The organism is Psychrobacter sp. CR212 (assembly GCF_059693765.1).
In genome coordinates, this window is sequence record NZ_JCATIF010000004.1 from 132,465 (window position 1) to 145,069 (window position 12,605).

Here is a 12,605-nt window from a genome sequence, read left to right on the forward strand (position 1 = left end):
GTATCTACTGTACAAAAAAAACAGGTTTCACCATAGGTGAAACCTGCAATAAAATGTGACGGTATGTGATTAGTGTAAACTATTAGTAAATTGAATAGGCCACAGTTAACAGACTAGCTATAGTAATCACTCTATTATCAGCGCTGAATCAACTTTTTAGGCTGTAATCGACCATTAAGGCTAACGGCCCCTAATCCAAGAAATGCTCCTTGCTCATTTAGCAAGCGTATATCAACAGCTAACTCGTGCTGTAAAGGCTGCAAGATGTCAATGCTGTCTTCAGTACCGATATCAGAACCAGCAATATTGGTTTCTGCTTCACTGGCATGGGATATTTGATGGGCAGCATTGCTTGCAACATAATCTCTAAGCTTACCTATCAAGCTATCGGATACGTTTAAGCGCTGTCCCATATGTACGCGCGCGCACTGTTCTTCGGTCAGTACCAACTCAGCATCGATATCAATACACGCATCGACAGGCAGTAACTGAGAGTGTCGGCTATCTAAGTCTTTGTCTTCTAAAGCCGATAGTGCAATAGAATCATCAATACTAAAATTACCGACTTGCGTGCGACGCAATGCCGTTAAATGTCCAAGCGTACCCAATGTTTTCGCAATATCCTCTGCTAATACGCGTACGTAAGTCCCTTTGGTACAAGTGACTGTCAAACAAATCTGTATATCATCAATCGCATGCAGCTCAATCGCCTTAATAATGATATCTCTCGGTGGCCTATCGATTTCAATACCAGCGCGGGCATACTCATACAGTTTTTTGCCATCTTTTTTTAATGCTGAATACATCGGTGGTATCTGCTGCTGAGGGCCCAGAAATTGCTGTGCGATAGTAGCCAATGAAACATCATCAAATGTTGGAATAGATGATTGTGCCACCACTTGACCGTCTGCATCACCTGTATCGGTTTGACTACCAAGTAAAATCGTTGCTTGATAAGACTTGTCAGCATCCAGTTGATAATGACTAAACTTGGTCGCCTCACCCAAGCAAATGGGTAACAAGCCCGTTGCCATCGGATCAAGCGTACCAGTATGACCAGCCTTTTTGCTATCGTGTATCGGTGACTTAAACAAATACTTCACTTTCGACACAACTTGCTGTGAAGTCATACCTTTGGGTTTGTCCACCAAGATAACCCCTGAAACTTTTATTTTTTCAGGTGCTTTGCTGGCTTTTTTATCAGGTTGCTTATCAGGTTGCTTAGACGCTATAGACATAATAATAACTTACTCGTCATTCTCGTTTTGCTCAGTTTTGGTGACGGCTTTACTGATCAAGTCCATCATGTAGTTACCACGAGCAGTCACTTCATCATAGTGAAAGCGTAGACGCGGCGTAGTACGTGTTTTTAGGCTATGGCTCAGCTCAGTACGCAAAAATCCTGCTGCTTTATTCAGTACTTTGACGCTTTCTTCGTGATTGGTCTTAGTCATGGCATCATTGAGCTCAGGCTCCATGATAGTGACATAGATATCTGCATAGCCTAAATCTGGGCTCACTTTGACACTGGAGATTGTGACAAAACCTGTCAGACGAGGATCATTGACTTCATCACGAATAAGAACAGCAAGCTCACGCTGGATCTGATCGGATAAGCGTTGTAGACGTTGGTTCATGTTGTTACCTTACTTTAATGGGCTTATTGTTATTAATATATAGAACTGTTTGCTAAAAAATGTAGTAATGATATTTGCTAAAAAAGGCCTAGCAGGGTGTACCTGATAGGCCTAAGTACAGCTGAATATCGACAGAGTATCTAGCATGCTCAGCACATTTGGCATATTGCATTGCTACATACTCTGTTATCGAACAGCGGCTTTAGATAGTACGGGCGAACTCTTGAATTTCAAAGACTTCGATCTTATCGCCAGCTTCGACATCATAGCCACGAACGGCCAGACCACATTCCATACCAGTACGTACTTCATTGACGTCTTCTTTATAACGACGTAATGATTGCAATTGACCAGTAAAGATAACTTGGTCATCACGTAATACGCGGATAGGTTTGTTGCGATAGATTGTACCTTCAACCACCATACAACCAGCAGCCGCACCAAACTTACTAGAGCGGAATACTTCACGAACTTCTGCAACACCAAGAATTTTCTCACGATGTTCAGGAGCAAGCATACCACTCATTGCAGATTTCACATCATCAATCAAACCATAGATGACACTATAGTAACGAATATCCATGTTAGCTGTATCTGCTTTACGGCGTGCGGTGGCATCTGCACGGACGTTAAAGCCTAACAATACCGCTTCGCTAGATTCTGCAAGTGTTACGTCAGACTCAGAGATAGGACCAACACCTGAACTGATAACTCTGACTTTTACTTCATCAGTAGACAATTCATTTAGGGCAGCTAGTAGTGCTTCAAGTGAACCACGTACGTCTGTCTTCAATACAATGTTCAAGAATGACACATCGCCTTGACCCATCTGATCGAACATGCTTTCTAAACGCATGGCATTTTGACGCTCAAGTTGACGCTCACGCTCACGGTTGGTTCTAAAGGCCGCAACTTCACGGGCTTTCTTCTCGTCCGTTACTACTAAGAATTCACTACCAGCCGCAGGTGTTTCAGGTAGACCTAAAATCTCTACAGGAATAGAAGGGCCAGCTGATTTAACACGTTGACCATTCTCATCCGTTAGTGCACGTACTTTACCGTAGTGCTCACCAGCTAGAACCAAGTCGCCTTGTTTCAACGTGCCTTTCTTAACTAGAACACTAACCACGGGACCACGACCTTTTTCGAGTCTTGATTCAATAACCACACCTTGTGCAGCACCGTCTAGTGGCGCCTCTAACTCCATTAACTCAGCTTGCAAGCTAATAAACTCTAGTAAGTCGTCGATACCTTCGCCTGTCTTGGCTGAAATACGTGCCATTGGTGTGTCGCCGCCCCATTCTTCTGAGATGACTTCTTTCGTTGTCAATTCATTGAGAACACGGTCAGGATCAGCACTTGGCTTATCCATTTTATTAATAGCAACAATGATTGGCGTACCAGCAGCGCGCGCATGGTCGATGGCTTCTGCTGTTTGCGGCATCATACCGTCGTCAGCGGCCACGACCAAGACGACGATATCTGTCGCTTGCGCGCCGCGCGAACGCATGGCACTAAATGCTGCGTGACCTGGGGTGTCAAGGAAAGTAATCACACCGCGGTCAGTCTTAACATGATAAGCACCGATGTGCTGAGTGATACCGCCCGCTTCGCCAGTCGCTACTTTGGTCTCGCGAATCTTATCGAGCAATGAGGTCTTACCATGGTCAACGTGACCCATGATAGTGACGACAGGTGGACGGGTTTGCACGTTACTGCTGCGCTCATCGACAGCATCTTGTAGATCGTCTTCGACCTTGGTATCACTGACAAGGACAGGGTTGTGACCCATCTCTTCAACGATCAGACTTGCTGTCGCTTGATCGATGGTGTCTGATTCGCGAGCGATTTCACCCATTTTCATCAGTAACTTAATGACTTCACGAGCCTTGACTGCCATACGCTGTGCCAGATCAGCAACTGAAATTTGCTCACTAATCTCAACATCATAGACGATTTTTTCGACAGGTTTTTCAAACTTATGTTGTGATGCTTGTGTTGAACGCAAACCGTTTTTACGGTTTTTGATTTCACGCTCATCTTGATTTTTACGACGACGACCACGAGCACCCGTGCTGTTTGCACCGCGTTTGATTTCGCGACGTTCTTTTTCGAATGACTCTTCTAATGCATCACCGACCAGACCTTCAGCCAATGGTTCATCTTTACGTACTTCAGTAATAGGCTCACGATCAGTATATTTACCAGCCATTTTACGCATTTGCTCAAGCGTACGCTTTTGCGCTTCTTCTGCTTGAGTACGGCGAGTTTCTAATTCGATTTCACGTAAACGCGCTTCTTCTTTCTCACGAGTTTCGCGAGCTTTACGCTCAGCAGCGGTTTCCACTTTAGGCTTAGTAGCAGCAACCTTTTTCTTCGGCTGCTCTTTAGGCTTGACTTCAACGGTGGCTTTGCTCGCTTTACCGCCTTTTTTAACGACAACTGAGGTGGAGATATCATCGTTTTTGTCGTCTGATTTTTTGCTAGAACCTAAGCTTGCACGCATTGCAGCTAAAGTTGCCGCTTGGCGCTCTTCTGCTTTTTTCTTGGTCGCAGCACGTTCTTCTGCTTCTTTAGCAGCACGCTCTTGAGATTCAATGAGAGCCTGCTCTCGCGCGGCTAATTCTTCAGCTATTTTCTTTGGATCCGGCTTCTCAAATACTTTCTTTTTGCGTACTTCAACATTAACGCTCTTAGATTTACCCGAAGAGCCAGTCACACGAGCGGTACTCGTTGTCTTAGATTTGAGACTAATACGACGCTTTTCGTTTTGACCATGACTTTGTTTTAAATACGTCACCAACTTCTCTTGCTCAAACTCGGTGACTAGGTCATCCTCTGCGCGAGCAGGCAGGCCAGCATCTACCAGTTGCTGCTTTACAGCACTTGTAGTTTTGCCTACCATTTCTGCCAGTTCTTTGACGGTCTTATCTGCCATTTATTATCACCTACTGTCTATTATTTGCTATATGTTCAATTCAGTTGTTGGCTACAAATGATTGGGTTAAGGCCAGTATTTACAGTATGTAGACACTAGCACTTTATTCTCAATAGCATATCACCAAAAGACAGCGATATGCAGTTACCGCTTATTCATCGAACCAAGATTCCCGAGCTTTCATGATGAGTTTTCCTGCAGTTTCGGAGTCTAATCCTTCGATATCTTCTAGATCGAAGACGGCTTGTTCTGCCAAATCATCCACGGTAATAATGTCTTTTTGTGCCATTTTATAGGCCCAGCTGACTGTCATACCTTCAAGCTCTTGGAGCTCTTGACTTGGCTCTTTCATGTTCTGTTGTTTGACCAGCTCATCAGCAATGACGACGTCTTTAGCACGTTCTTGAATCATGTCGATTGCTTCATCGTCTAACCCTTCAATGTCATAGAAGGTATCGACTGGCACATAGGCCACTTCTTCGATACTGGTAAAACCAATATCAACCAGCGCCTGCGCTAGATCTTGATCAACTTCTAGGCGCTCATAAAATAATTCAATGAATGCTTTTGATTCGTTTTCTTGACGCTGTTTGTACTCTTCTTCGAGCATCATATTCAGCTTATAGCCAGTCAACTCAGAGGCCAAGCGTACGTTTTGGCCTTGTGAGCCAATCGCGCGTGCCAGTTGATCGTTGGTGCTAAAGATAATATCTGCTGTTTGAGTGTCTTCATCTAAGATGATGCTGCTGACATCAGCTGGTTCTAAAGAGCTGATGATGAACTGAGCTGGATCATCTGACCATACCACAACATCGATACGCTCACCATCTAGCTCTTGCTGTACTGCTTGGATACGTGTACCACGCATACCAATACAGGCACCGACTGGATCAATCCGATGATCGTTGGTCTTCACGGCTATTTTAGCACGGGTGCCCGGCAAGCGAGCGACGTTACGGATTTCGATAATTTGTTCTGCAATCTCAGGTACTTCTTTTTGCATCAATGCTGATAGCATTTCAGGATGCGTGCGAGATAACAATAGTTGTGCACCGCGGTTTTCGCGGTTTACATGATATAAGATGGCGTTGATACGCGATTTGGCACGTAGCTGCTCACGTGGCAACATTTGATCGCGTGACAAGTAGCCTTCAGCATTGTCGCCTAAGTCGATGATATAGCCATCACGTGTCTGTTTCTTGACTTCGCCATACATCATTTCACCAACACGCGGCTCAAAAGCGTCTGCCACAAGTGCGCGCTCAGCTTCACGGATTTTTTGGATGATGACCTGCTTTGCTTGAGTGGCTGCAATACGACCAAATTCAATCGATTCGATTTGCTCTTCTTTGATATCACCAATTGACCATTCTTCTTGATCAAGATCTGTGATAGCAAGCTGACAAGCAGGCATTTCATGGTCTTCATCTGCAACCACGGTCCAATAACGATAAGTGTCATAATCGCCAGTTGCACGGTCAATAGCTACTCGCACAGCCACTTCTGGCTGATCGGTATATACTTTTTTCTTGGTCGATACCACCAAAGCGTCTTCTATGGCTTCAAAGATGTCTTCAGGATTTAAGCCCTTTTCATTACTGACAGTTTCTACTACCGTTAAGATTTCACGACTCATGCTATACCTGTCCTATCATTTTTTAATTGACTTAAATTTTATAATTTAGGTGTTGCTATTATATAGTTACTATAAGCCACATAAGCTATTTGAAGATGACACTGCTGATCTATGAGCAGCTGCCTAATAATATGTCGTTAGGCATCTTCGTAAACTAAGTTGGCTTTATCAATATTACTTAATGCAATCTCAAACTGCTCACCATCGCTTGACGTCAGTTTTAAAACTTTATCATCGATACTATCTAATGTACCTGTTGCTTTACGACGTTTTTGATCACCTGTGCCGATAGCTTGAATCAAACGTAAGCTTACTGTTTGACCCACATAGGCATGCATCTGCTCATCTGAGAAAAATGCACGGTCAAAACCAGGTGAAGACACTTCTAAAATATATTCACCAGCGATAGGATCATGAACTTCTAAGATACCGCTTACTTGATGGTTCACTGCGGCACAGTCTTCGATAGTAACGTGCTTATCTTGGGCTTGGTCTTCTGGCAATGCCTCAATATAAATACGCAATAAAGAGCGACGGCCTTGTGGCGCAAATTCTATACCCCATAGCGACACATCGCAAGCGGCCACAGCAGGGGCAATAATATTAGTCAGTTCTGCAACTTTAGTCGAAAGCTTCATAATCTCTTTGTATTTTCCTATTTGCTTATCTATCGTACTTAGTAAACCGTATCAAAGCTTTGCTCTTTTCGTACTTATATATAGTAAGAATTACGGTCATTATATAATGGTAAACCACAAACATATAACAGGTATTGTGCGTTTATATAGGGGCGAGCCTAAAAAACATCAAGCTCAGCCAAACAATGCTTTTATTAGTTATAAAGCACTACTATCGATAAAAGCGTGAGGAATAAAAGATAGTGTTGCTTAAGGAGCATCGTGCCAGTGGCGGCCGATGATGACCAGTGACGAGTAATATCGTACTCTATAGACCTAGAGCTTAGCATAAGTAGGATAGATACCGCGATAACACTGACCTTCAGATACAAAAAAACCCACAAACATTATGGTGGGTTAATCGGTACTGACAAATTTAGTGTACAAAACATCAGTATAAAAAGTGGTAGCGGGGGCTGGATTTGAACCAACGACCTTCGGGTTATGAGCCCGACGAGCTACCAGACTGCTCCACCCCGCATCAATCTAGAACGCATATTATAGGGAGATAATGTAGAAGTGTCAACACTTTATTTAAAATAATTATAAATCAAGTGATTACTACTAAAAATCCAACCTGACGCTATGCTGCGTCTGTGAAACTTGGTGCGATTGGGGGGACTTGAACCCCCACGGCTTGCGCCACCACCCCCTCAAGATGGCGTGTCTACCAATTCCACCACAATCGCATTTTACTACTCTGTTTTCTAACTTCCTATCTACTATATATAATGCGTAAGGTAGGCGTTAATAGATAAGGACTTGCGAAAACAGAAAAGCATTGTAAATGTAACCTACCAAAATAGCAAGCACTGACTACTCAAAAGCCACTTATTCAGGATTTTGTGTCAATGGACGCGGCGTTTGTGGTGCTGACACTGGCGCGTCTAGACGAAACTGGTCTTCGGCCTGCTTACGCGCATGCACCGCCAGCGTCATACTGGTAATAAAGAATATGACCGTTAGTACTGCAGTCGCACGCGTCAAAAAGTTGGCAGTTCCCGCTGCACCAAATACGGTACCTGATGAACCGGCACCAAAAGAAGCCCCAGCATCTGCCCCTTTACCATGCTGTATCAAAATCAAGCCGATCATGGCAATGGCCACGATAATATGCAGGGCTAATATAAACGTAAACATGGTGGCCTCTTTTGCCGCGTAATGACGACTGATAACGGAAAATAAAACGTAAGGTTAATAAAAATAATGACTAGCATCTCATGATACCAAATCGATTATATAAATAAGGCGCATTGTACACGATTGCAAGGGTACTGTTAAACCTACTTTTACCAACTGGTAAAACCACACTGTCTATCAGCTATGATACTGATATCTGAGCGTTATTTATTTAATTAAGCATTCGCTTGACTAAAAGCATCAGCAATCGCTAAGAAGCTATCTGCTTTCAATGAGGCACCGCCAACCAATGCGCCATCAATCATAGAGTCAGAAGCAAAGCTATCAGCATTATCAGCATTAACGCTACCGCCATACAGTACGGTAATCGCACCTGCTATGTCAGCAAAGCCCGCAACGGTTTGCTTGATATGTTGATGAGTCTTACTCACTTCTGCCACAGTCGGTACTTTACCTGTACCAATTGCCCAGACAGGTTCGTAAGCGACGAGTAGCTTCTCAGATAACGATGCTGCTAAATCTGGTTGCTGAACAAGCATATCTTTAATCACTGAAAGTTGTTCATTGATAACGTCAAGTGTTTGACCATTATCATACTGTTCTTGCGTTTCGCCGATACAGAACACCACACCAAGATTTTGAGAAAACGCATGAGACAGTTTATTTATTAGACAGTCATGAGATTCTTTATGATACTGGCGACGCTCAGAGTGACCAAGTAACGTCCAAGTAGCTCCTGTATCTGCGACTTGCTGTGCTGAGCAGTCTCCGGTGTAAGCGCCTGTGCTTGCACTATGAGCGCTCACGTCTTGAGCGGCGCTGATTATTGAAGTATTTGCTAAGCGTGCACTGACTGCGGCCAAATGAATACAGCTTGGTGCTACCATCAATTTGCATTGACTATTAGAGGTTGGCATTTTAGCTTGATTTTTAGCATCAACCTTAGTCAGCAGGTCATTTAACAGCGCATCAACATCATGGCTAGTTGCCGGATTCTGCTTCCAATTACCGATCACCCAAGCTTGCATACTTATTTACCTTGTCTCATGTATTCGCGCCAATTCGGCTCATATGCGCGCCAGTATAACAAATAATTCGTAAGTGCTATAGTAGTGTGCTGCCAGAAGCAGCGGTGCTTTTCAATACCTATGTTCAAAAATGACAACTAAAAACAGAGATTTTGATGTATTGATTGTTTAATCATTTGTAGAAAGCCTTTAAACTAAAATAAAGTAAAGTCGTATATTGTGTCTAACAGAAATTAAAAATTATTAAATGCTCTCTAAGTTATTACGAAAGAAGTAGAAATAACTTGCTGAATCAAAATACGCATCCATTACCGCAAATATATTAAAGCATATATAGTAGTCTGTATTCTAAAGCAGTGTGCAAACCCTTTATCAAGGAGAGGTCATAATGTCTATTACAACCAGTAAATATGGTGGTCTGGCGCAGCAGCTCATCAGTGATGGTGTCGTTAGCGAAGCAAATATGAAAACGGCACAGATTGAGTCGCAGGAGCAGAAAATCGGATTGGTGTCGTACCTTGTAGACAATAAACTGGCTGATTCTTATCACCTTGCTCAAATGTTATCACAAGCCTTTGGCGATCCCTTGTTCGATCTCGATGCGCTCAGCACTGATGTTATTCCAAAGGACTTAGTCGATGAAAAAATCGTCCGTAAGTTTAATGCATTGCCATTATTCAAGCGCGGCCAACGCTTATTTGTAGCGCTCAGTGATCCAACTCGTGTTGATGCTATTGATGCTATTGCCTTTAATTCTCGCTTGTCTATTGAAACGATTGTTGTTGAAGAAAACAAGCTAAAAAAGCGTATCGAAAGCGTTTACGCTGATACGATGCAGAGCTTTGATAGCTTTTCAGATAGTGATCTAAATGTTGGTTTTGAAGAAGGGGATGACGATCAGGACGAAGGGGCAACCAAACTTAATGATGGGGTCGATGAGGCACCTGTTGTAAAATTTGTCAATAAAATGTTGGTCGATGCTATTCGCATGGGTGCTTCTGATTTGCACTTTGAACCCTATGAAAAATCGTTCCGTGTGCGTTTTCGTGTTGATGGCGTGATGCAAAAGATGGCCAGTCCGCCAGTGCAGCTCGCTAGCAAAATTGCGGCTCGTCTAAAAGTCATGTCACAGATGGATATCTCAGAGCGCAGAATACCACAAGATGGTCGTATCAAGCTCAAAATCTCTAAAACGAAAGCCATTGATTTCCGGGTAAACTCATTACCAACTTTGTTCGGTGAAAAAATCGTTTTGCGTATCCTAGATCCTTCATCAGCCATGCTTGGTATTGATGCGCTAGGGTATGAACCTGATCAGCAGGAGATGTTTTTAGAAGCGCTGCACAAACCACAAGGTATGCTACTGATTACTGGCCCTACTGGTTCTGGTAAGACAGTCTCTCTTTACACAGGTATCAATATCTTAAACACTGGTGCCACCAATATTTCAACCGCCGAAGACCCTGTGGAGATTAACCTTGAAGGTATCAATCAGGTCAATGTCAACGCTAAGGTCGGCCTAACCTTTGCTAATGCGCTCAAGTCTTTTTTGCGTCAAGATCCTGATATTGTCATGGTTGGTGAGATTCGTGACTTGGAGACTGCCGAGATCGCTATTAAAGCGGCACAAACAGGGCATATGGTACTCTCCACCCTACATACCAATTCAGCACCCGAGACATTAACGCGTTTGCGTAATATGGGTGTGGCTTCTTTTAACATTGCAACGTCAGTCAACTTAGTCATTGCGCAACGTTTGGCACGGCGACTGTGCAAGAACTGTAAAAAACCGATCAATATCCCTCGTCAAAGTTTGCTAGAGATTGGTTTTACTGATGCAGATTTGGATCATCCAGACAACGTGATTTATGAGCCAGTGGGCTGCAATGAATGCCGTGAAGGTTATAAAGGCCGTGTAGGTATTTATGAGGTGATGAAGGTCAGCCCCGACATCTCACGTATCATTATGGAAGATGGCAATGCCATAGATATCAAAGATGCGGCGCTCAAAAATGGTTTTCGAGATCTACGCCGTTCTGGGGTTTTAAAAGTTCTGCAAGGTGTCACTAGTATTCAAGAAATGATGCGCGTTACTTCTGAATAAGTAGCATAAGCATTAAGTCGTATATGCAGCTATTAATCTTCTAGTATTTTTCTTTCTAAAGGCTCCTAACGTAGAAATACTATCTAATAGATATACTTAAAAATAAAACAGATAGGCACTGGTTTTTTGCGCTAAAATAAAGTATACCAGCCAACAATTTTGTCTGGTATTCTGCTTTATGTTTGCAATATCTATATTAGACAATTTCGAGGGTAGTAATATGGCAAAAGCTAAGACTGACATGCTGTTGGACTTTGTCTATGATGGCGTAAACCGGCGCGGGCAAAAGGTGAAAGGCGAAACCACTAGTCATAGCTTAGAGTTAGCCAAAGCAACTTTACGCAAGCAAGGGATCACGGTTAAAGGTATCAAGAAGAAACCAAAACCGCTCTACACCTTCAAAAAACCAATTAAAGCCATTGATATTGCGATTTTTGCGCGACAATTGGCAACGATGATGAAAGCAGGTGTCCCGCTGACTCAATCTTTTGAAATTGTAGCAGATTCGCTTGATAATCCGAGTATGAAAGACTTGGTGCTACAAATTAAAGCTGATATCGAAGCAGGTGGCACCTTTGCTTCCGCCCTACGTAAACACCCTCGTTACTTTGATGATCTATTCTGCTCACTCGTCGAATCTGGTGAACAATCGGGTGCGCTAGAGACCATGCTTGAGCGTGTAGCGACTTACAAAGAAAAAAGCGAACTACTAAAAGCGAAGATTAAGAAAGCAATAAAATATCCGATTGCTGTCATCGTAGTTGCCATTATCGTTACTATGATTCTACTAATAAAAGTCGTGCCTGTATTTTCAGACCTATTTGAGTCATTTGGCGCAGAGCTACCTGCTTTTACTCAAATGGTAGTGGGTATGTCTGAGTGGATGAAAGCATGGTGGTTTATTTTAATTATTTTTATCGGTGGGGCTATTATCGGATTTTCAGAAGCCAAAAAACGCTCTAAAAAATTCCGTGACTTTTTAGACCGTGCAGTATTAAAAGCACCAATTTTTGGCAATATTGCTTATCAAGCAATTATTGCGCGTTTTGCTCGTACGCTATCTACGACTTTTGCCGCTGGTGTACCTCTCATTGATGCGCTAGATTCTACTGCTGGTGCGACCAATAATGTCGTGTTTTATAATGCCACTCAACAGGTCAAAAATGACGTTTCTACTGGTCAGCAACTACAGTTCTCCATACGTTCAACCAATTTATTCCCAAGTCTCGTTATTCAAATGGTGGGTATCGGCGAAGAGTCTGGTAGCTTGGAAGAAATGCTAGATAAAGTCGCTGTCTACTACGAAAACGAAGTCGACAATGCCGTTGATGGTTTGACCAGCTTAATGGAACCTATGATCATGGCTGTACTGGGTGTATTAGTTGGTGGTCTGGTCATTGCGATGTACTTACCAATCTTCCAAATGGGCTCAGTCGTAGGATAAT

At 43.0% G+C, this 12,605-nt stretch carries 9 protein-coding genes and 2 tRNA genes; 2 read left to right on the forward strand and 9 right to left on the reverse strand.

Annotated elements, in window-relative coordinates; translation table 11 throughout:
* Positions 1-137 precede the first annotated feature (137 nt).
* From truB to tpiA, 9 genes are all read right to left on the reverse strand, one after another.
* Positions 138-1,238, reverse strand: coding sequence for a tRNA pseudouridine(55) synthase TruB (gene truB / locus AC58CZ_RS09230; RefSeq protein ID WP_494224235.1), 1,101 nt, complete (start codon positions 1,236-1,238; stop codon positions 138-140).
* Positions 1,239-1,247: 9 nt separating this feature from the next.
* Positions 1,248-1,637 carry a ribosome-binding factor A gene (locus AC58CZ_RS09235; RefSeq protein ID WP_058023606.1) on the reverse strand — a complete coding sequence of 130 codons (390 nt, stop codon included), beginning with the start codon at positions 1,635-1,637 and terminating at the stop codon, positions 1,248-1,250.
* A 202-nt stretch (positions 1,638-1,839) separates the two neighbouring features.
* Complete coding sequence (gene infB, locus AC58CZ_RS09240; RefSeq protein ID WP_494224234.1) at positions 1,840-4,575, reverse strand: translation initiation factor IF-2; 2,736 nt, start codon at positions 4,573-4,575, stop codon at positions 1,840-1,842.
* A 151-nt stretch (positions 4,576-4,726) separates the two neighbouring features.
* The gene (gene nusA, locus AC58CZ_RS09245; protein ID WP_494224233.1) at positions 4,727-6,211 is read right to left on the reverse strand and encodes a transcription termination factor NusA; all 1,485 of its coding nucleotides are present in this window, start codon (positions 6,209-6,211) and stop codon (positions 4,727-4,729) included.
* A 137-nt stretch (positions 6,212-6,348) separates the two neighbouring features.
* Positions 6,349-6,849, reverse strand: coding sequence for a ribosome maturation factor RimP (gene rimP / locus AC58CZ_RS09250; protein ID WP_093069703.1), 501 nt, complete (start codon positions 6,847-6,849; stop codon positions 6,349-6,351).
* A 443-nt stretch (positions 6,850-7,292) separates the two neighbouring features.
* Positions 7,293-7,369, reverse strand: a tRNA-Met gene (locus tag AC58CZ_RS09255).
* Between the two features lie 123 nt (positions 7,370-7,492).
* Positions 7,493-7,577, reverse strand: a tRNA-Leu gene (locus AC58CZ_RS09260).
* Positions 7,578-7,719: 142 nt separating this feature from the next.
* A complete protein-coding gene (gene secG, locus AC58CZ_RS09265) occupies positions 7,720-8,028 on the reverse strand; it encodes a preprotein translocase subunit SecG (protein ID WP_021814138.1) in 309 nt (102 codons plus the stop codon).
* A 215-nt stretch (positions 8,029-8,243) separates the two neighbouring features.
* Positions 8,244-9,056 carry a triose-phosphate isomerase gene (gene tpiA / locus AC58CZ_RS09270; RefSeq protein ID WP_494224232.1) on the reverse strand — a complete coding sequence of 271 codons (813 nt, stop codon included), beginning with the start codon at positions 9,054-9,056 and terminating at the stop codon, positions 8,244-8,246.
* A gap of 388 nt (positions 9,057-9,444) precedes the next feature.
* Between tpiA and pilB the strand changes: the two genes are divergently transcribed.
* Together pilB and AC58CZ_RS09280 are read left to right on the forward strand one after the other, a co-directional pair.
* The gene (pilB, locus tag AC58CZ_RS09275; protein ID WP_494224231.1) at positions 9,445-11,160 is read left to right on the forward strand and encodes a type IV-A pilus assembly ATPase PilB; all 1,716 of its coding nucleotides are present in this window, start codon (positions 9,445-9,447) and stop codon (positions 11,158-11,160) included.
* Positions 11,161-11,380: 220 nt separating this feature from the next.
* Positions 11,381-12,604 (forward strand): type II secretion system F family protein, encoded by a 1,224-nt coding sequence (locus AC58CZ_RS09280; protein ID WP_494224230.1) that lies wholly within the window; start codon positions 11,381-11,383, stop codon positions 12,602-12,604.
* Position 12,605: the final 1 nt, after the last annotated feature.

Bases quoted from the DNA above. Each gene is read 5' to 3' on its own strand.
- truB (WP_494224235.1), bottom strand. From the start codon at position 1,238: ATGTCTATAGCGTCTAAGCAACCTGATAAGCAACCTGATAAAAAAGCC.
- AC58CZ_RS09235 (WP_058023606.1), bottom strand. From the start codon at position 1,637: ATGAACCAACGTCTACAACGCTTATCCGATCAGATCCAGCGTGAGCTT.
- infB (WP_494224234.1), bottom strand. From the start codon at position 4,575: ATGGCAGATAAGACCGTCAAAGAACTGGCAGAAATGGTAGGCAAAACT.
- nusA (WP_494224233.1), bottom strand. From the start codon at position 6,211: ATGAGTCGTGAAATCTTAACGGTAGTAGAAACTGTCAGTAATGAAAAG.
- rimP (WP_093069703.1), bottom strand. From the start codon at position 6,849: ATGAAGCTTTCGACTAAAGTTGCAGAACTGACTAATATTATTGCCCCT.
- secG (WP_021814138.1), bottom strand. From the start codon at position 8,028: ATGTTTACGTTTATATTAGCCCTGCATATTATCGTGGCCATTGCCATG.
- tpiA (WP_494224232.1), bottom strand. From the start codon at position 9,056: ATGCAAGCTTGGGTGATCGGTAATTGGAAGCAGAATCCGGCAACTAGC.
- pilB (WP_494224231.1), top strand. From the start codon at position 9,445: ATGTCTATTACAACCAGTAAATATGGTGGTCTGGCGCAGCAGCTCATC.
- AC58CZ_RS09280 (WP_494224230.1), top strand. From the start codon at position 11,381: ATGGCAAAAGCTAAGACTGACATGCTGTTGGACTTTGTCTATGATGGC.